The 19,315-nt window shown below is 63.9% G+C and carries 20 protein-coding genes; 11 read left to right on the top strand and 9 right to left on the bottom strand.

The features are described 5' to 3' along the window. Positions 1-250 precede the first annotated feature (250 nt). From pxpA to pxpB, 3 genes are all read right to left on the bottom strand, one after another. Positions 251-1,003, bottom strand: coding sequence for a 5-oxoprolinase subunit PxpA (pxpA, locus tag P0D96_RS05770; RefSeq protein ID WP_408176456.1), 753 nt, complete (start codon positions 1,001-1,003; stop codon positions 251-253). Positions 1,004-1,103: 100 nt separating this feature from the next. After that, positions 1,104-2,156 (bottom strand): 5-oxoprolinase subunit C family protein, encoded by a 1,053-nt coding sequence (locus P0D96_RS05765; protein WP_408312401.1) that lies wholly within the window; start codon positions 2,154-2,156, stop codon positions 1,104-1,106. Continuing rightward, positions 2,153-2,806 carry a 5-oxoprolinase subunit PxpB gene (pxpB, locus tag P0D96_RS05760; RefSeq protein WP_408312398.1) on the bottom strand — a complete coding sequence of 218 codons (654 nt, stop codon included), beginning with the start codon at positions 2,804-2,806 and terminating at the stop codon, positions 2,153-2,155. The genes P0D96_RS05765 and pxpB overlap by 4 nt, the downstream gene beginning before the upstream one ends. 207 nt (positions 2,807-3,013) lie before the next feature. Between pxpB and P0D96_RS05755 the strand changes: the two genes are divergently transcribed. Continuing rightward, positions 3,014-3,526 carry a winged helix DNA-binding protein gene (locus P0D96_RS05755; RefSeq protein ID WP_106284849.1) on the top strand — a complete coding sequence of 171 codons (513 nt, stop codon included), beginning with the start codon at positions 3,014-3,016 and terminating at the stop codon, positions 3,524-3,526. A gap of 66 nt (positions 3,527-3,592) precedes the next feature. Here the strand turns inward: P0D96_RS05755 and P0D96_RS05750 are convergent, their stop codons facing one another. Beyond that, positions 3,593-4,135, bottom strand: a complete 543-nt coding sequence (locus tag P0D96_RS05750; protein ID WP_243658237.1) for a 5-formyltetrahydrofolate cyclo-ligase — start codon at positions 4,133-4,135, stop codon at positions 3,593-3,595. Positions 4,136-4,212: 77 nt separating this feature from the next. On the opposite strand from P0D96_RS05750, the gene P0D96_RS05745 reads away from it, so the two are divergent. The 4 genes from P0D96_RS05745 (at position 4,213) to P0D96_RS05730 (ending at position 9,124) form a co-directional block, all read left to right on the top strand. Beyond that, on the top strand, positions 4,213-6,180 hold the full coding sequence (locus P0D96_RS05745; protein ID WP_408176461.1) for a lytic transglycosylase domain-containing protein: 1,968 nt from the start codon (positions 4,213-4,215) through the stop codon (positions 6,178-6,180). An 81-nt stretch (positions 6,181-6,261) separates the two neighbouring features. After that, a complete protein-coding gene (locus tag P0D96_RS05740; protein WP_408176462.1) occupies positions 6,262-7,215 on the top strand; it encodes a complex I NDUFA9 subunit family protein in 954 nt (317 codons plus the stop codon). Positions 7,216-7,241: 26 nt separating this feature from the next. Next, positions 7,242-7,895, top strand: coding sequence for a glutathione S-transferase family protein (locus tag P0D96_RS05735; protein ID WP_408176463.1), 654 nt, complete (start codon positions 7,242-7,244; stop codon positions 7,893-7,895). After that, positions 7,892-9,124: a multifunctional CCA addition/repair protein gene (locus P0D96_RS05730; protein ID WP_408312395.1), complete on the top strand. Its 1,233-nt coding sequence runs from the start codon at positions 7,892-7,894 to the stop codon at positions 9,122-9,124. The genes P0D96_RS05735 and P0D96_RS05730 overlap by 4 nt, the downstream gene beginning before the upstream one ends. A 67-nt stretch (positions 9,125-9,191) precedes the next feature. Here the strand turns inward: P0D96_RS05730 and P0D96_RS05725 are convergent, their stop codons facing one another. Together P0D96_RS05725 and P0D96_RS05720 are read right to left on the bottom strand one after the other, a co-directional pair. Continuing rightward, positions 9,192-9,386 carry a DUF2905 domain-containing protein gene (locus P0D96_RS05725; RefSeq protein WP_132376648.1) on the bottom strand — a complete coding sequence of 65 codons (195 nt, stop codon included), beginning with the start codon at positions 9,384-9,386 and terminating at the stop codon, positions 9,192-9,194. Between the two features lie 22 nt (positions 9,387-9,408). Then, positions 9,409-10,599, bottom strand: a complete 1,191-nt coding sequence (locus P0D96_RS05720; protein WP_408312392.1) for a class I SAM-dependent methyltransferase — start codon at positions 10,597-10,599, stop codon at positions 9,409-9,411. Between the two features lie 13 nt (positions 10,600-10,612). Between P0D96_RS05720 and P0D96_RS05715 the strand changes: the two genes are divergently transcribed. The 5 genes from P0D96_RS05715 to glmS all read left to right on the top strand — a co-directional run bounded on the left by P0D96_RS05715 (position 10,613) and on the right by glmS (position 16,303). Continuing rightward, the gene (locus tag P0D96_RS05715; RefSeq protein WP_408176467.1) at positions 10,613-11,431 is read left to right on the top strand and encodes an SDR family oxidoreductase; all 819 of its coding nucleotides are present in this window, start codon (positions 10,613-10,615) and stop codon (positions 11,429-11,431) included. A gap of 90 nt (positions 11,432-11,521) precedes the next feature. Beyond that, positions 11,522-11,917, top strand: a complete 396-nt coding sequence (locus tag P0D96_RS05710) for a dihydroneopterin aldolase (protein WP_012434647.1) — start codon at positions 11,522-11,524, stop codon at positions 11,915-11,917. A 3-nt stretch (positions 11,918-11,920) separates the two neighbouring features. Beyond that, a complete protein-coding gene (gene ttcA, locus P0D96_RS05705) occupies positions 11,921-12,931 on the top strand; it encodes a tRNA 2-thiocytidine(32) synthetase TtcA (protein ID WP_132376651.1) in 1,011 nt (336 codons plus the stop codon). 126 nt (positions 12,932-13,057) lie between these two features. Further along, entirely contained in the window at positions 13,058-14,419 is a 1,362-nt protein-coding gene (glmU, locus tag P0D96_RS05700; protein ID WP_408312388.1) for a bifunctional UDP-N-acetylglucosamine diphosphorylase/glucosamine-1-phosphate N-acetyltransferase GlmU, read from the top strand. 66 nt (positions 14,420-14,485) lie between these two features. Beyond that, positions 14,486-16,303 carry a glutamine--fructose-6-phosphate transaminase (isomerizing) gene (glmS, locus tag P0D96_RS05695; protein ID WP_408312385.1) on the top strand — a complete coding sequence of 606 codons (1,818 nt, stop codon included), beginning with the start codon at positions 14,486-14,488 and terminating at the stop codon, positions 16,301-16,303. Between the two features lie 97 nt (positions 16,304-16,400). On the opposite strand, the gene P0D96_RS05690 is transcribed toward glmS, so the two are convergent. The 3 genes from P0D96_RS05690 to P0D96_RS05680 all read right to left on the bottom strand — a co-directional run bounded on the left by P0D96_RS05690 (position 16,401) and on the right by P0D96_RS05680 (position 18,163). Then, positions 16,401-17,003: a hypothetical protein gene (locus P0D96_RS05690; RefSeq protein WP_408176472.1), complete on the bottom strand. Its 603-nt coding sequence runs from the start codon at positions 17,001-17,003 to the stop codon at positions 16,401-16,403. A 73-nt stretch (positions 17,004-17,076) separates the two neighbouring features. Next, complete coding sequence (locus P0D96_RS05685) at positions 17,077-17,337, bottom strand: DUF6723 family protein (RefSeq protein ID WP_132376655.1); 261 nt, start codon at positions 17,335-17,337, stop codon at positions 17,077-17,079. Positions 17,338-17,515: 178 nt separating this feature from the next. After that, positions 17,516-18,163 (bottom strand): glutathione S-transferase family protein, encoded by a 648-nt coding sequence (locus tag P0D96_RS05680; protein ID WP_408312382.1) that lies wholly within the window; start codon positions 18,161-18,163, stop codon positions 17,516-17,518. A gap of 133 nt (positions 18,164-18,296) precedes the next feature. Between P0D96_RS05680 and P0D96_RS05675 the strand changes: the two genes are divergently transcribed. Next, positions 18,297-19,262 carry a helix-turn-helix transcriptional regulator gene (locus P0D96_RS05675; RefSeq protein ID WP_408312379.1) on the top strand — a complete coding sequence of 322 codons (966 nt, stop codon included), beginning with the start codon at positions 18,297-18,299 and terminating at the stop codon, positions 19,260-19,262. Positions 19,263-19,315 lie beyond the last annotated feature (53 nt).

The following is a 19,315-nucleotide window of genomic DNA, read 5'->3' as shown; positions in this document are numbered from 1 at the left end:
GGATCTCCAAACAGGGTTTCAACCTCGCCGCTTGTGACGGCTAACGTGGGCCGGCGCCGGGTGGTCCAGACGCCGTCTTGCTGCCGCGGCTCTTGATGGCCGCGTTTGCTTCGAACTACACCTGCACCCGCTGATCGACTGCGGGTACTGCAATGCGTCGTGTACCTGGCAAACGCCCCGCGTGGAGCGGGGCGTTGCAAGGAGCACCAGGTTTGAATCGCGCTGTCCGTCCCGCGGTTCGGCCGGCGCTTCAGGCGCGGGCGGCGCCGGCCGCGTGGACTTCGATGCCCGCTTCCTGCAGCGCGCCGCGAATGCGTCGCGCGAACGCCAGCGCATGCGGACCGTCGCCATGCAGGCAGATGGTCTGCGCGTTCAGCGACACCCATTGACCGTCCACAGCCTGCACGCGTTGCTCGCGAACCATTGCGAGCGTGCGCGTCAGCACTTCGTCTTCGTCGTCGAGCAGCGCGCCGGGTTCTTTGCGCGGCACCAGCGAGCCGTCCGCGCGATAGCCGCGATCGGCGAAGACTTCTTCGACGGCAACCAGACCCGCGTTGCGCGCGGCCGTCACGAGACCGCTGTTGGCGAGCGCGAACACCGCCACCGACGGATCGAAGTCGTGCACCGCCGAGACGATCGCGTCGGCGATCTTGTTGTCGCGCGCGGCCTGGTTGTACAACGCGCCGTGCGGCTTGACGTGCGCGATTCGCCCGCCTTCGGCCTGGGCAATCGCCGACAGCGCGCCGAGTTGATACAGGACGCCCGCATAGATGTCGTTGGCCGGCAGATCCATTTCCTTGCGACCGAAATTCTCCGGATCATTGAAGCTCGGATGCGCGCCGATCGACACGCCTTTCTGCACCGCCCAGCGCACACAATCGCGCATCGCGTTGGCGCCGCCCGCGTGCCAGCCGCACGCGATGTTCGCCGAGCTGACCAGGTCGAGCAGTGCCTCGTCGGACCCGCAACCTTCGCCGAGATCGGCGTTCAAATCGATTTCCATGGTGTTCCTCTGCTCTTCAAGAAAACGCCGGGCCGCCCCAAGTTTTCTTGGGGCCCCCTTGCGGGGCTGGCGCGAAGCGCCAGGTTGGGGGCGCTCGTCGTTACAGTGTTGCGACGGCCGCTTGCCGCGCGCAGCGTTCTTCGTGCATCGCGATCGCGGCGTCGATCTGCCGCAAATACGTACGTTCTTCCAATAAGGCCTGACGCGCCTCGTAAGGCGTCGTCGGGATGAAGCGGACGGCGGCGTTCAGGCGCACCTGCGCGAGCTTCCACAGATCGGCCTGAATCACCGCGCCGATCTTCGGATAGCCACCGGTGGTTTGCGCGTCGCTCATCAGCACGATCGGCTGGCCGTTCGGCGGCACCTGAATCGTGCCGGGCAGCACCGCGTGCGAAAGCAGATCCGTTTTCCGGGTCCGCTTGAGCTCGTTGCCCGCGAGGCGGTAGCCCATGCGGTTGCTGTTCGGCGTGACGAGCCATTCATCGGACCAGAACGACTCGTGGGCTTCATCGGTGAAGCTTTCGTATTCCGGTCCGCGCAGCACGCGGATCGGCACGGCCCACGGCACGCCCGACGGATGACGGCCGCGCCGCAGCGGCTCGTGAACCAGCACGAACTTGCACCAGGCGGGCGCCTTCACGCCGAACTCCGGCGCCTCCGGCGTAAAGCCGAGATGGCCGTGCTGCGGCGGCGCGCCGACCGGCAGGCGGTCGCCGTCGCGTAGCGCGCGCCCGCCGAGTCCGCCGAAATGACCGGCGAGATCGGTGCTGCGCGAGCCGAGCATCGGTAAGACGTCGACGCCGCCCGCCACGCACACGTAGCCGCGCATGCCGCGCTTGGCCGCATTGAGCACCAGTTCCTGGCCGGCCTGCACCGGCAGGCTCCACCACGAGTAGACCGGCTTGCCGTCGAGCGTCGCGCCGAATTCGGTGCCCGTAATAGCGACCCGCGTGGCGCGCAGAAAGCGCAGCACGGTCGGGCCGAAGGTGATTTCCAGACCCGCCGCGTCGGGCCGGTTGCCGACCAGCCGGTTGCCGACTTCGAGCGACAGACGATCGAGCGCGCCACCCATCGCGACGCCGAGATGCCGGTAGCCGTGACGGCCGAGATCCTGAATCGTGGTCAAGAGACCCGCGCGAATCACATCGATCATGCGTGTATCCCCGCGATGGTGAAGCGCACCCGGTCGCCCGGCTGCAGCAGCGTGGGCGGGCGGCGCGCCGGGTCGAACAGCGGCAGCTCGGTGCGGCCGATCAACTGCCAGCCGCCGGGCGAAGTGGCCGGATAAATGCCGGTCTGTTCGCCGCCGATGCCGACGGACCCCGCCGGCACTTCCAGCCGCGGCGATGAACGGCGCGGCGTGTGCAGCGCGGCTTCGAGCCCGCCCATATAGGCGAAGCCCGGCTGGAAGCCGAGAAAGAACACGACATACTCGCCCTGCGAATGACGTTCGACGACCTCGCGCACGCTCAAGCCCGTGTGATTGGCGACCGCTTGCAGATCGGGGCCGAACTCGCCGCCGTACTGCACCGGAATCTCGACTTCACGGCCGGGCGCGGGCGCATCGCTCACCGCATTCCAAGCCGTCTGCAGGTGGCTCACCAGCGCGTCGCGGTCGGCCTCGAGCGGATCGAAGACGAGCGTGAGGTTGTTCATGCCCGGCACCACCTCCAGCACGTGCGGCCAGTCGCGCGCGGCCTCGGCGGCCGCCCACACGCGCTGCTGGCATTCCAGCGTGGCCGGCGGCGGCGCTTCGCAGACTAGCGCGCTATCGCCGAGCGGAAAAATTCTTGGTTGGCTCATGGATTAACAGCCCAGGTCGAGTCGATGGATTCGGGCACAGCACACCCTTTGAACGGTTAACGGCATCGGGCGGGCGACGGTTGAAGCGTACATTATCAATAAAATATCAACAATTTCTCAATAAGCGTTTGTGCCAGGCTCCCTGGGATCGAACGCGCGTCGTACACTCCCGACACCTTCCCAACCTGTCTGTCGAGAATCGTCACCATGTCGCGCCATCCCACCAAGATCGTCTCCTCGGAACATCTCGTGTCCGAGACCAGCGCGGAACTGTCCGAACTCGAGTACGCGCTCATCATGGCGGGCAATGCATTCAACCGATGGATGGTGCGCTGCATGTCGGCGGCAGGCGAAAAGGACATGACCGCCATCGAAGTCTCGCTGCTGCATCACGTCAGCCATCGCGAGCGACGCAAGAAGCTGGCGGACATCTGCTTCGTGTTGAACATCGAAGACACGCACGTCGCCACCTACGCGTTGAAGAAGCTCGTAGCTAGAGGGTATGTAAAAAGCGAAAAGACCGGCAAGGAAGTGTTCTTCTCGGCGACCGATGCGGGCCGCGAACTCTGTCTGAAGTATCGCGAGGTGCGCGAGAGCTGTCTGATTTCGACGTTGAAGGAAAGCGGCCTGACCAACGAGCAGATCGGCGAAGCGGCGCAGTTGATGCGCAACGCGTCAGGTCTTTACGACACGGCTGCGCGGGCGGCAGCGTCTTTATAACGCAGGACTGTTTGTTTTGCGGCGGCGCGGCGCGCCGAGGCTAAAAGCGCGGCGCGCGCCAAACGCTCAATCCGCCGGGCGCGGGTAGAGCGCCGCCTCGGTGACGATCAGGTCGAGCGGAATGTCGTGGGCTTCGCGTATCAATGCCGGTGCGCGGCACGCTTCATAGGCGATGCCGACGGTGATCGGCTTGGCCGCACTCGGCCACGCAGCCAGCGTGCGATCGTAATAGCCGCCGCCGTAACCGAGCCGGTACCCGTGAGCGTCGAAACCCACGCACGGCACGAACAGCAGTTGGGGAATCACAACGCGCCCGGACGTCGGCTCGGCGATCTCATGATGGCCGATCTTCATTGGCATTGCGGGCGTCCATGCATGAAATTCGAGGGGCACGCCGCGCTCCTTGACCACCGGCAGACTCGCCTCGCGTTGCGCGCTTGCCGCTAGCCAGACCGAGATGGCGGCGCGCGCGTCGAATTCACCGGCGAGCGGCCAGTAGAATCCCACGCTATTCACACCGTACTGCTTTAACGCATCCAGCAGGTGCCGTGCGAGCGCGGTATTGTGCGCGGGCTCAGAAGCGGCTTGTAGCCTTGCTTCCAATAGCATTTTACGCAGCGCCTTTTTCGATTCCGCTGCAGGGTTGCATGCTATGCTTGGGTTCAATTCGCGCTCCAGAAACAACGATGTCAAAACGCCTTTACCGAGTATATCGCGCGGCCGGTCTGGCGCTTGCCGCTGCGGCACTCGTCGCGTGCAGCACGGCCTCCGCCGTCAAGCCCCTTCCCCTTTCGCAACTCACGAACGACGACCAGATCTTCGTCCAATTGCGCGAGGCCGCCCGCAATAACGACGCGGCGCGCGCAGCGCAGCTGGCCAGCATGATCCCGAGCTATCCGGCGCCTTCGTATCTGGAGTACTTCCAGATCAAGCCGCAGTTGTTCGATTCGAGCGGCCACGCGCGGATCGACGCGCCGGACGCGCCGGTGCTGTCGTTTCTGCAAAAGTACGACGGCCAGGCGATCGCCGACCGCATGCGCAACGACTACCTCACGGTGCTCGGCGCGCGTCACGACTGGCGCAACTTCGATCAGCAATACGCCCGTTTCGTGCTGAACGACGACACGCAGGTGAAGTGCTACGCGCTCGAATCGCGCGCCTCGCGCGGCGAAAACGTCGCGGATGCGGCGCGCGCGCTGCTCGTCGATCCGAAGTGGTACGGTGACGGCTGCGTCGATCTGATCAACTCGCTGGCTATCAACCAGCAGTTCAATTCGGCCGACGTATGGCAACAGATCCGCCTCGCCTACGAACAGAACTACACCAACACGGGCGCGAAGCTCGTCGATGCGCTCAGCAACGAGCCGCCCGATCCGGTGCTGTTCAATCAGGCCACCACTACGCCGCCGCTGCTGCTGGCGCGCGGCGTCGGTCCGGATACGCAGTCGCATCAACTGGCGTTGCTGGCCATCACGCGCATGGCGCGCAACGATCCGGCCATGGCCGCGGCCACGTTTGCCTCGGTGGCGCCGTCGCTGAGCTCGCCCGAGCGCGCCATCGGCTGGGGCACGATTGCCTATCAGGCCGCCGCCAAGCAGATGCCGAGCGCGGTGGACTGGTATCGCCTGTCGGTGAATGCGCCGCTGTCGAACCCCGCGTATGAATGGCGCACCCGCACCGCCTTGCTCGCGGGCGACTGGACGATGGTGCGCTGGTCGATCGAACAGATGCCCGCTGCGCTGCGCAATCAGCCGTCGTGGGTGTATTGGCATGCCCGTGCGCTCAAGCAGGCCGGCGACACGACCACGGCCAATCAGGAATTCGAGTCGATTTCGCAGGGCTTCAACTTCTACGGCCAGTTAGCCGCGGAAGAACTGGGCCAGAAGATCACGGTTCCGCCGAAAACCACGGTGAGCGACGCCGAGGTGCAACAGGCCGGCAACACGCCCGGCTTCGATCTGGCGCAGCGCTTCTACGCGCTGAATCTGCGGCTCGAAGGCAATCGCGAATGGAACTGGCCGCTGCGTACCATGAGCGACCGCCAACTGATCGCGGCCGCCGAATACGCGCGCCGTATCGAGCTGTATGACCGCACCGTCAACACGGCGGATCGCACGAAGAGCGAGCATGATTTCTCGCTGCGTTATCTGTCGCCGTTCAAGGATATCGTCGAGCGCGATTCGCAGTCGAATGGACTGGACGTGGAGTGGGCCTATGGCCTGATTCGCCAGGAGTCGCGCTTCATCATGAACGCGCGCTCGGAAGTTGGCGCGAGCGGTTTGATGCAGTTGATGCCGGGCACCGCCCAACTGGTCGCGAAGAAGATCGGCCTGGGGCCGATCTCGCGCGAGCAGATGAACGACATCAACACCAACATCCTGCTCGGCACGAACTATCTGTCGATGATCTACAATCAGTTCGATGGGTCGGCCGTGCTGGCCACCGCGGGCTATAACGCCGGTCCAGGCCGTCCGCGCAACTGGCGGCAGTCCTTGCAGCATCCGGTGGAAGGCGCGATCTTCGCCGAGGCGATTCCGTTCCAGGAAACGCGCGACTACGTTAAGAATGTGTTGTCCAACACGGTCTACTACGCGGCATTGTTCGAAGGCCGTCCGCAATCGCTGAAGGCGCGGCTGGGTTATATCGCGCCGTAAGCGCCGTGCCGCCGCCACCTCGTTCCGAGGCGGCGGCGCGCCACGCCAGCCGTTGCCGCGGCTTCCACCAGGGAGTCGAAAATGCGACATAAAGCCATTGCGATCATCGGCGGCTCAGGTTTTATCGGCAGCCATCTCGTCAACGCCCTCGTCGAAATGGGCAAGGACGTGCGCATCGCCACCCGGCGGCGCTACAACGCCCGTCATCTCACCCTGTTGCCCATCGACGTGATCGAAGCGGACGTGTTCGATCCGGTCCAGCTCGCGCGCTTCGTCGAAGGCGCCGATTGCGTGATCAACCTCGTGGCCACGCTGCACGGCAAACGCGGCACGCCGTATGGCCCGGAGTTCGCGCGGATGCATGTGGAATTGCCGACTAAAGTCGTCGCCGCGTGCGAAGGCAAGGGCGTGCACCGGCTGCTTCATATCAGCGCGCTCGGCGCCGACTCGAACGGCCCGAGCATGTACACGCGCTCGAAGGGCGACGGCGAGAAGGCCGTGCACGCGGCGAATCTGGCGTGGACGATTTTCCGGCCCTCCGTGGTGTTCGGCCCGGAAGATCAATTCCTCAACAAATTCGCCTTCCTGCAACGGATGTTTCCGGTGATTCCGCTCGCCATGCCGGATGCGAAATTCCAGCCGGTGTACGTCGGCGACGTCGCGAAGGCGATCGTCAACGTGCTCGACCTCGATGCCGCCGGCGGCCGCACCTATGAACTGGGCGGCCCGACTGTTTACTCGCTCGAAGATCTCGTCAAGTATTGCGGCGATGTGATTGGCAAGCATGCACGCATCATCCGCTTGCCGGAAGCGTTCGCGCGGCTGCAGGCGCTGACCTTCGAAATGGCACCCGGCGAACCGGTGATCTCGCGCGACAATCTCGATTCGATGAAAGTCGACAACGTGTTGAGCGGACCGCTTGCGCCTGAACTCGGCATCGAGCCGGCCAGTATCGAAACGATCGCGCCGATTTATCTGACCGGCACGTCCACGCGTTCGCGCTTCGACACATTCCGCGCCAGCGCGGGACGTTAAATTTTCTCTCATTCCTTATACAAAGCATGAAGCTGCTTATTGGTGACAAGAATTACTCATCATGGTCGATGCGGCCGTGGCTGCTATTCAAACACTTCGGCATTCCGTTCGAAGAAGTGCTGATCCACCTGAATCAGCCGGACACCAATGCGAGAGTGCTGGCACTTGCGCCGTCGGGTCCGGGCAAGATCCCATGTCTGGTCAACGACGACGGTTCGGCCACGTGGGATTCGCTGGCGATCGCCGAAACGCTGGCTGAGCGATTTCCTCAACATGCGCTCTGGCCGCGCAACGCGGCCGCGCGCAGCCGCGCGCGCAGCGTGAGCGCGGAAATGCATTCGGGCTTCGGCGAACTGCGTTCGAACATGTGGATGAACATTCGCGCGTCGTTCCCGGGCAAGAACGCGACACCGGGCGCGTTGGCTGATATCGCGCGTATCGAGGCAATCTGGCGCGACTGTCTCGACACCTACGGCGGCCCGTTTTTATTCGGCGAGTTCAGCATTGCCGACGCGATGTACGCGCCGGTCGTGATGCGCTTTAACACGTGGCAGCCGGCGCTGTCGGAAGTATCCCAAGCTTATGTACGGCGCGTAACGGAACTGCCGGCGGTGAAAGCGTGGATCGACGACTCGCTGAGCGAAACGCACACGGTTCCGTATCAAGACGACTGCCCATGAACATCTACGCAGTAGGCGGCGCGATCCGCGACGAGTTGCTGGGCGTCCCGGTGCAGGACCGTGATTACGTGGTGGTCGGCGCGACGCCGGAGCAGATGGTGGCGCAAGGCTACCGTCCGGTGGGCAAAGATTTTCCGGTGTTCCTGCATCCGCAGACGCACGAGGAATACGCGCTCGCGCGCACGGAGCGCAAGACGGCGGCCGGCTATCACGGCTTCCAGTTCTTCTATGCGCCGGACGTCACGCTCGAAGAAGACCTGGCGCGCCGCGATCTGACCATTAACGCCATGGCGCGCGAGGTGCGTCCGGACGGCGAGTTGACCGGCCCGGTGATCGACCCGTTCAACGGCCAGGGTGATTTGCAGGCGCGTCTGTTTCGCCACGTCAGCGATGCGTTTCTCGAAGACCCCGTGCGGATTTTGCGGATCGCGCGGTTTGCGGCGCGCTTTGTGGATTTCACGGTCGCGCCGGAGACGCTGACGCTCATGCGCAAGATGGTGGCCGACGGCGAAGTGGACGCGCTGGTGGCCGAACGCGTGTGGCAGGAAGTGTCGCGCGGCTTGATGGAGAAGAAGCCGTCGCGCATGTTCGAGGTGCTGCGGGACTGCGGCGCGTTGGCGCGGATTCTGCCGGAAATCGACGCGCTGTTCGGCGTGCCGCAACGCGCCGACTATCACCCGGAAGTGGACACGGGCGTGCACGTGATGATGGTGGTCGATCATGCCGCGCAGCAGGGCTATGCGTTGCCGGTTCGGTTCGCCGCGCTGGCCCATGACCTCGGCAAGGCGACTACCCCCGAAGACGTGCTGCCGCGGCATATCGGCCACGAGGGCCGCAGCGTGGATCTGCTGAAGCCGTTATGCGAGCGGCTGCGGGTGCCTAACGATTGCCGCGATCTTGCGGTGCTGGTTGCACGTGAGCACGGCAATATTCATCGTGTGATGGAGATGGGGGCCGCGGCGCTGGTGAGGCTGCTTGAACGCAGCGATGCGATCCGCAAACCCGCGCGTTTCGCCGAAGCCTTGCAGGCGTGCGAGGCGGATGCTCGCGGGCGGCTTGGGTTTGAGATGCGGGATTATCCGCAGGCTGAGCGGTTGAGAGTCGCGCTGGTCGCTGCGCGTGGCGTCGATGCCGGTGCTGTGGCTAAGCGGCTTGTCGATGCACCCGCTGGGATCAAGGATGCCGTGCATCAGGAGCGGGTCAGGGCTGTGGAAGCGGCGATCGGCTAAGTCCGTTTTTTGACGTCTTGGGCGGCGGCTTCGAGCCTGCTTCTTTGCCGCTGCCGTCAATGGCAAACTAGAGCAATCTGGCCAGAAGCGAAAGCACCATCGACAACACCAACGTCGACATAAACGGAAACGGGTACTCCCGCCCAAAGATCCGCAAAGTCACATCGCCCGGCAGGCGCCCAATGCCGATCTTCCTAAGCCACGGCCAGCAAGACGACAACACCGCCACCGCGATAAACGTAGTCAACAGCCAGCGGATCATGGCCAATTCCTGAAGCAAAACTTCATAGCGTATGCGACCGGTCGCCACTGGAAAACGCTTGCAGCGTGTCATCCAGTCCGCGCGAAAACGCGATCACCTTGAATAGCTCGCCCATCTCCGCCTCCGACAACAACTTCTGCACCGCATTCGCCGCAGGCAGATATCTCGCCGTGTCCGTAGGATCGATTCGAGATAACGCCTCGGTAATCCCGGCATTCAGCAGAAACCGCGCTTGCGACGTAAAGCCCAGCAAGTCCGCGCCCGTCTCGACGCCGGCTTCGGCGATGCCAGTGAATTCCACGTGCGCCGTGATGTCCTGCAAGCCCGGATAGAGGAAAGGATCGCCATGCGCCCGGTGCCGGTAGTGGCACATCAACGTGCCTTGCGCACGCTGCGTATGGTAGTACTCGTGACGCGGAAAGCCATAGTCGATGAAGAAAGCCGCGCCGCGTGCGAGCATCGTGCAGATCGTGCGTGTGAATGCGCTCGCGGCTTCGTGCGTTTCGGTCACGTAGTCTTCGCCGGCGGTTTCGATTTCCGACAGCAGCGCGAGGTCCGAAGCGGCGGACACAGGCCGATCGTCGAAGGCGAACGCGTCGTCGCGCCATACCACGCCGCGCTCGAGCCACGCGCCGCCGGTGAAGGCGAACAAGCGCACCGGCATCGCGTCCAGCACCTCGTTGCCGATTACCACGCCTTCAAAGCGCTCCGGCAAAGCATCCAGCCAGCGCACTTTGGCCGCGAGCGCGGGCGCAGCGGCCTCGATCGTCTCGCGTTGGCGCTCGCGGAGCTCGCCCGACAGATCCACGATCGAATAGCTGTCGAATTCCGCATCCAAAGCGTCGAGCGCGTTGAGCAAGCCGGCGGCGAGTTTGCCCGTGCCGGCGCCGAATTCCATCACGTCGCGCGTGCCGCTCGCCTGCAAGGCTTCCGCAACCGGGCGGGCCAGCGTCGCGGCAAACAGCGGCGACAGTTCCGGAGCGGTGACGAAGTCGCTGCCGTCGTCGCCGCGCAGCCCGAATTTGCGGGCGCCGCCGCTGTAATAGCCGAGCCCCGGCGCATACAGCGCACGTTCCATGTAGCGGTCGAACGGCAGCCAGCCGCCGGCGGCGTCGAGCTCCGTTCGGATCTGCGCGACCAGCGCTTCGGACTGCGCAAGCGCGCTCGGGCCGGGAGCAGGTAAACTATCGGGTTGGTGAGCTTTCGGATTCATCCCCGCATTGTAAATGACCGCCTCTCTGGACACCGCCGCCCCCCGCGCGCCCGAAACGCCGCGCGTCGTGCTGATTACCGGCGCCGCCCGCCGTATCGGGCGGGCGCTCGCGCTCGGCTTTGCCGCGCGTGGCTGGGACGTGGCCGTCCACTACGGCGCCTCGCGGGAAGAGGCCGACGAACTGGTCGCTGAAATCACCGCCTTGGGCCGCCGGGCAGTCGCTTTGCAGGCAGAACTGGGCGACGAGGCCCAGGTCGAGCGGCTTTTGCCGGCTTGTATCGACGCCTTGGGCCGGCCGTCGTGTATCGTCAACAATGCGTCGCGCTTCGAAGAGGACACGGCGCAGACCGTCGGTTACGACTTGCTGCTGAAGCTGACCGCGATGAACGTCGGCGCGCCGCTGGTGCTGGCGCGCAGGCTGTTCGAGGCCACGCCGGAAGCCGCGCGCACGGACGAAAGCCTGCGCAGCGTCGTCATCAACGTGCTGGATCAGAAGCTGTACAACATGAACCCGGACTATCTGTCGTACACGCTGACCAAGGCGGCGTTGCAGACAGCCACGGTCGCGCTGGCGCAGGCATTGGCGCCGAAAGTGCGCGTGGTCGGGCTCGCACCCGGTCTGACGATGCAGTCCGGCGATCAAACGACGGACGGTTTCGCGGCCGCTCACCGTACTACGCCTTTGGGCCGCGCGTCGCGGGCCGAGGATATTGTCGCCGCCGCGCTGTATCTCGCGGATGCAGCGGGCGTCACCGGAACGACGCTGGTGGTCGACGGCGGGCAGCACCTCGTGCCGCTGCCGCGCGACGTTATGTTTTTGACGGGCGCCTGAAGCGCGCGCGGCCAGCCGTTGTAGCGGCGGCCGCCGCGCTGTGAAGCGCCCCTTTGCGTGCTCCGCACGCTTTTTTCGACTGGAACGAACATGTTTGCCGCTCTTTCGCATCCCCGGCTCGCCGATTGCCGCCGGCTTTTTCTGCGCAATTACGAAGTGCACATCAACATCGGCGTGCACGACTTCGAAAAGCGCGGCGAACAGCGCGTCGTGATCAACGTCGAACTGTTCGTGCCGCTCGCGCTGTCCACGCCGGTTCAGGACAAGCTGAACGAAGTCGTCGACTATGACTTCATGCGCTCGACCATTTCGCGACGCGTCGAGCAAGGCCACATCCACTTGCAGGAAACGCTCTGTGACGACCTCGTCAAGACCATGCTCGAGCATCCGCAAGTGCGGGCCGCGCGTGTGTCGACGGAAAAGCCGGACGTTTATCCTGACTGCGACGCGGTGGGCGTCGAAGTCTTCCGCATCAAAGAGGATTGAGCCATGAATGCTCCGGAGATCCTGAACGGCGCCGCAACCGCCGAAGCCGCTGCCGCAACCGAGGCCACGCAAGCCGCCTCGCGCGCCAAGTCGCCGCTCACGCGCCGCGAACAGAAGGAAGCGTACGAGAACAACAAGCTGTTCAAGCGGCTCGCGCGCCAGGTCGGCCAGGCGATCGGCGACTTCAACATGATCGAGGACGGCGACAAGGTCATGGTGTGTCTGTCGGGCGGCAAGGACAGCTACGCGATGCTCGAAATTCTGATGCGGCTGCGCGAGCGCGCGCCGATCAACTTCGATATCGTCGCGGTGAATCTGGACCAGAAGCAGCCCGGTTTTCCCGAGCACGTGCTGCCCGAGTATCTGAAGCAGCTCGACATTCCGTTTCACATCGAGAATCAGGATACGTACAGCATCGTCAAGCGGCTGGTACCGGAAGGCAAGACTACCTGTTCGCTGTGCTCGCGGCTGCGGCGCGGCATTCTTTACCGCGTCGCCGGCGAGCTCGGCGCGACCAAGATCGCGCTCGGCCATCATCGCGACGACATTCTGCAAACGCTGCTGCTGAACATGTTCTACGGCGGCAAGCTGAAGGGCATGCCACCCAAGCTGCAATCCGACGACGGCAAGAATATCGTGATCCGCCCGCTCGCCTACGTGAAGGAAACCGATCTGGAGAAGTACGCCGAGCTGCGCGAATTTCCGATCATTCCGTGCAACTTGTGCGGCAGCCAGCCGAATCTGAAGCGCGCGGAAATGAAGGCGCTGGTTCGCGATTGGGAGAAGCGCTTCCCGGGTCGCATCGAAAACATGTTCAATGCATTGTCGAACGTCGTGCCCTCGCATTTGATGGATCACAAGCTGTTCCCGTTCGCGGGCCTGCGTGCGACCGGCGAGGCCGATCCGCAAGGCGATATCGCCTTCGACGAGGAGCCGTGTTCGACCGATGCCGGCGACGGCGCAATGCCCAGCGCAACAAAATCGATCTCCATCGTCCAGTTCGACGAGCTTTGACGAAAAACGCCCGTGGTATGGGCGTTTCCGCACACTGCAGTACGCATCAAGGCCGCCACAGCGGCCTTTTTCGCTAGAGGGTGCGTGTTAGAATCGACGCCTCCAAACTCGTCTATTTGCCGTGCCATGAACATTGTGATTTTGGCGGCAGGCACCGGCAAGCGCATGCGGTCCGCGCTTCCCAAGGTGCTTCATCCCCTGGCTGGCCGGCCGCTCCTCGCTCACGTCATCGACACGGCTCGCACGCTCAAACCCACGCATCTCGTGGTGGTGATCGGCCACGGCGCCGAAGCCGTGCGCAAGGCCGTCGCCGCGCCGGACGTGCAGTTCGCCGTGCAGGAACAGCAGCTCGGCACGGGCCACGCGGTGCAGCAGGCGTTGCCGCTGCTCGATCCGTCCGCGCCTACGCTGGTGCTATACGGCGACGTGCCGCTCACGCGCGCCAGCACACTGCAGGCGCTGACCGAGCGTGCGGGGCAGGGCGGCTACGGCGTGCTCACTGTCACGCTCGCGGACCCGAGCGGCTATGGCCGCATCGTGCGTGATGCGCAAGGCAAAGTGGCGCGCATCGTCGAGCAGAAAGACGCGACGCCCGAGCAACTCGAGATCGCCGAGATCAACACCGGCATCATCGTCGCGCCGACCGAGCGTCTGGGCGGCTGGCTTGCCGCGCTGAAGAACGACAATGCACAAGACGAGTTCTATCTGACCGACGCGGTCGAGATGGCGATCGAAGCAGGCCTTGAAGTCGTCACCACGCAGCCGGACGACGAGTGGGAAACGCTCGGCGTGAACAGCAAGCAGCAGCTTGCCGAACTCGAGCGGATTCATCAGCACAACGTGGCGGATGCGCTGCTGGTCGCGGGCGTAACGCTCGCCGATCCGGCGCGGCTGGATGTGCGTGGCACGCTCGAATGCGGCCGCGATGTCTCGATCGACGTGAATTGCGTGTTCGAAGGCCGCGTGACGCTGGCTGAGAACGTCACCATCGGGCCGAACTGCGTCATCCGCGATGCGAACATCGGCGCCGGTACGCGCGTCGACGCGTTCACGCACATCGAAGGCGCCGAAGTCGGCGCGAATGTCGTGCTCGGACCGTATGCGCGGTTGCGCCCCGGAGCGTCGTTGCACGACGAGTCGCATGTCGGCAACTTCGTCGAGGTGAAGAACGCAGTGCTCGGCCACGGTTCGAAAGCGAATCACCTCACGTATATCGGCGACGCGGATATCGGCGCGCGCGTGAACATCGGCGCGGGCACCATCACCTGCAACTACGACGGCGCGAACAAATTCCGCACGATCATCGAAGACGACGTTTTCGTCGGTTCCGATACGCAACTGGTTGCGCCGGTGCGTGTGAAGCGCGGCGTGACGATCGCGGCGGGCACCACGGTCTGGAAGGACGTTGAGGCCGACGCGCTGGTCCTGAACGACAAGACGCAAACGAGCAAAACGGGCTACGTGCGCCCGACCAAGAAAAAGAGCTGATGGTCATGACGCGCGCTCAACGCGCGCTCCCTGAAACGCAGCACTAGCACTGAAAAGGAATGAGCCATGTGTGGCATTGTCGGCGCGGTAGCGCAACGTAATATCGTTCCCGTCCTGATCGAAGGACTGCGTCGCCTCGAGTATCGCGGCTACGATTCGTGCGGCGTGGCCGTGCTTGGCGCAGACGGTCCGCGCCGCGCGCGCAGCGTGGCGCGGGTGGCCGATCTCGACGAACAGGTGCGCGGGAGTCATCTCGAAGGCATCACGGGTATTGCCCATACGCGTTGGGCGACGCACGGCGCGCCGGTCACGGACAACGCGCACCCGATCTTCTCGAAAGATGCGCTTGCGTTGGTACACAACGGCATCATCGAGAACTACGAAACGCTGCGCGAAATGTTGCGTGGCAAGGGTTATACGTTCGTCTCGCAGACCGACACAGAGGTTATCGCGCATCTGATTCACAGCCTGTACCGCGGCGATCTGTTCGCGGCGGTGCGTGAAGCCGTCGGGCAATTGCACGGCGCGTATGCGATCGCCGTGTTGCATAAGGATCAGCCGCATACGGTGGTCGGCGCGCGGCAGGGTTCGCCGCTGGTGGTCGGGCTCGGCAACGGCGAGAACTTCCTCGCTTCGGACGCGTTGGCGCTCGCGGGCAGCACTGAACGGTTCATCTTCCTCGAAGAAGGCGATGTCTGCGAACTGTCGCTCGAAGGTGCACGCATCGCCGATCGCGACGGCAATGAAGCGCAGCGCGAAGTGCGCCAAGTGGCGGCATATGGCGGCGCGGTCGAACTCGGCCCGTATCGCCACTTCATGCAGAAGGAAATCTTCGAGCAGCCGCGCGCGATCACCGACACGATCCCGCAAGCCGATTCGTTCGATGCCTCGCTGTTCGGCGAGGGCGCGGAGAAGGTGTTCGCGGAGATCGACAGCCTGCTGATCCTTGCGTGCGGCACCAGCTACTACTCGGGGCTGACCGCGAAGTACTGGCTCGAATCGATCGCCAAGATTCCGACTCAGGTGGAAATCGCCAGCGAGTATCGCTACCGTGAGTCGGTGCCGAACCCGAAGTCGCTGGTAGTGGTGATCTCGCAGTCGGGCGAAACGGCGGACACGCTCGCGGCGCTCAAGCACGCGCAGGAACTCGGCCACAAACATACGCTGGCGGTCTGCAACGTCGGTACGAGCGCGATGGTGCGTCAGACGGAGTTCTCGTTCCTGACGCACGCGGGCCGCGAGATCGGCGTGGCGTCGACCAAGGCGTTCACGACGCAACTGGTTGCGCTATTCGTGCTGGCGGCGACGCTGGGCAAGATGCGCGGCCGTGTGAGTGAACAGCAGGAAGCGGTGTACCTGAAGCAACTGCGCCACTTGCCGGCGGCATTGAATAGCGTGCTGGCGCTGGAGCCGCAGATCATCGCGTGGTCGGAAGAGTTTTCGCGCAAGGAACATGCCCTGTTCCTCGGGCGTGGCTTGCACTACCCGATCGCACTCGAAGGCGCGCTGAAGCTCAAGGAGATTTCGTATATTCACGCCGAGGCTTATCCGGCTGGCGAGTTGAAGCATGGGCCGCTCGCGCTCGTGACGGAGGCGATGCCGGTGGTGACGGTGGCGCCGAACGACGCGCTGCTGGAAAAGCTGAAGTCGAATATTCAGGAAGTGCGCGCGCGCGGCGGTGAGCTGTATGTGTTCGCCGATGCGGATACGAAGATCGTTAACGACGAAGGTTTGCATGTGATCCGGATGCCGGAGCACTACGGTTTGTTGTCGCCGATCTTGCATGTGGTGCCGCTGCAGTTGCTGGCGTATCACACGGCGTGTGCGCGGGGTACGGATGTGGACAAGCCGCGGAATCTGGCGAAATCGGTGACAGTGGAGTGAGGTAGCTGTTGCTTGCTCTATTGCTGGAAAAAAGCCACCTGTCGTTCACAGGTGGCTTTTTTTCGCGCCTACGGTCGGCGTCCCACGAACCTCATCCTCACTCCCTCACCAACTCCACCGCCGCCGCAGAAACAAACTCCGCGCGCACGCTATCGCCGACTTTCAACCGATCGAGCGAAATCCCCTTTGCGGCCCTGAGCACCTGCTGATGCTTGGGGCCACGCAGCGTGACCATGCGGGTCTTGCGGTCGATCTTCATCACCGTCGCGACCACTTTCACGCTATGCGCCGACGACGCGTAGCCCGCCGAAGCCGGTATCGCCGCGGTCGTCTCCACGCGTTCGCGCACACCCTTGGTCGCGAGCTTGTCGATGTTGACCAGCAGCGCCTGCTGATACGCAACGTTGAGCTTGTCGCCGATCTTGAGCCGGCTGACATCGGCGAGGGCAGGATTGACGTCCACGTCAGCGAGATTGCCGCGCGGACCACGCAGCGTGACGCTATTCGTGACGGTATTGATTGCGACCACGCGGACTTGCGCGTGAATCACTTCGGCGCGTCCGAGCGCCTGTTGTCCGGCGGGAGCGTCGGCATCCTGCGCGAAGCTCGATTGACAGAGCGTCGCAGCGAGCACGCTCACGAGAGAAGCCGCACGCCACATGACAGCGGCCGATGAACCGACTTTGCGCGCACAGGTCATTCGCAGCTCCCGAAGTGATCGCTACCAACGGTCAACGCAAGCGGCCAACGCAAAACCGGCCACGCACTCGCGCTTACAACTCCGGCCGCGCTAGATCGCTGATGACGATATGTTCGCCGTACACCTGCGCCGCAGCGACTGCTTCCAGCTTGGTCGCGTACGGCCCGAGTTCGGGCGCGCCGTCGAACGGAAACAGCACGCGTCCGTCGGTGGTTCGAACCACTTTCAACACGCCGAAGAAACGCCGATAGCCGGCCAGCTTCGACGTGGCTGAAATTTCAAAATCGTCCTCCGACGTCGCGGGGACGCTGGGAATGAATGCGGTCTTGCTCATACCTGAAAACATCTCTTGTTCGATGGGCCGGCACCGGCACGAATGCCAAGCCTACACCCGGTTGTCCGGGGAGGATATTCGCCGGCGGGCTTCATTGTCTCAAATCCGGGCGGATTCAACCGGCGAGCCAACCCGCGCGCCGAGCGGTGGCCGGCAACACGGCCGCTCGCCGCCATCTTCAAGCGTCTTTGACTGCCGCCGCGTGCTCGGCCGCCAGCGCGACGTCTCGCTCGTTCACGCCGACGAAGCTCGGCCGCGAGCAAATGCGTTCGACATACTCAAGCAAGGCCGGCGTTTCGGGCACCAGCTTGAACATCATTCCCCAATGCAAGGCGATGCCCCACAAAATATCCGCCGCCGACATCGTGTCCCCGAGCAAATAAGGCGCGGCCTGCAACTGACTCGTTACCGTTGCGAGCATCGAATCGAAATCGCCGTAGGGCGAAGTGGAGGGCGGAGCGGGTTCACGCTTCATTGCTTTGTCGACCAGCGCCGGTTCGTAGCAGGCTGCGTAGTACACCAGCCAGCGCAGATACGGCCCGCGCGACGGATCATCGAGCGCCGGCGCGAGACCGGCTTCAGGAAAGAGGTCCGCCAGATAGATGAAGATGGCGACCTGTTCGGTGACCAGCGCGTCGCCGTGGAGAATCGCCGGCACTTTACCGAGCGGATTGATGGCGAGATAGGGCGCTTTGCGCTGCTCGCCGGCTTTCATGTTCAGCACCTTCAACTGGTACGGCGCGCCGAGCTCTTCCAGCAGCGTGAGCGCGCTGACGGAGCGGCATTGCGGCGAGTGGAACAGGGTGATCGTGCGGTCTGTGGTCATGGCTTGAGCCTTCCCGAATGTGCGTGGTGGACGAAAAAACCGGCTTTGAGGCAGCAACGAAGCGCCGGGGGATGCGTTCATCCTAAGCGTCCATACCTGTCAGTTTGTGTCAGGTATCACTACACTTGTCCGCATGAGAGCGAGCCGCCTTCTTTCCATCCTGATGACGCTGCAGGCGCGTGGCCGCGTCACAGCGCAGTCGCTCGCCGACGAATGCGCGGTTTCTCTGCGCACGATCTATCGCGATATCGACGCGCTGAGCGCTGCAGGCGTCCCGGTTCATAGCGAGCGCGGGTCGGAAGGCGGCTATCGCCTGCTCGACGGCTACCGCACGCGGCTGAACGGCTTGTCCTCGCAGGAAGCAGAATCGCTGTTTCTCGGTGGCCTGCCGGGACCGATGCAGGCGCTCGGCCTGGGCGCGGTGATGGCCGGCGCGCAGACCAAGTTGCTGGCCGCGCTGCCGGTCGAATTGCGCTCGACCGCGGAGCGCATGCGCTCGCGTTTTCATCTCGATGCGCCAGCGTGGTTTTCGGACGCGGACGAGCCCGCTTATCTGCCGTCGATCGCGCGTGCGGTGTGGGAGCAGCATCCGCTGGAGATTCGCTATCAGAGTTGGAAAGCGGAGAAGTTTCGCCGGATCGAACCGCTCGGCATCGTGCTGAAAAGCGGCGCGTGGTATGTGGTCGGGCGCGTCGCGCCGGACGTACGCATCTACCGCATTTCACGCATTCTCGAATTGAGCTTGCTGGACGAGACGTTCGAGCGGCCGCCCGCATTCGATCTCGCCGCCTACTGGCAGGACAGCACGCAGCGTCTCTCCGAAGAAATGCATGCGAGCGAAGCGAGGCTGCGTCTGTCGCCTTGGGGCATGCGGATGCTCGAAATCTTCGTGTCGCCGTTCGCGCGCTCGGCGGCGATCATTGACGAGCCCGATCCCATCGATGGTTGGCGCACCGTGACGCTGCCGGTCGGCTCCGTGAGACAGGCGTGCGCGGAATTGCTGCGCTTCGGCACCGAGGCCGAGGTGCTGGCGCCGCCTGAGTTGCGCGCGCGCATGTCGGAGATCGCGGCGGCGTTGCATCGACGTTACGCGGAATGACGCCGTGAGAGTGCCCGTCGCACGCGTACGGGCCGCCCAACAGCATCGCGGCA

This window comes from Paraburkholderia sp. RL17-347-BIC-D (genome assembly GCF_046027915.1).
Lineage (GTDB): Bacteria > Pseudomonadota > Gammaproteobacteria > Burkholderiales > Burkholderiaceae > Paraburkholderia.
The sequence above is the reverse complement of the archived record's forward strand: the minus strand, read 5'-3'. Positions and strand labels throughout refer to the sequence as shown.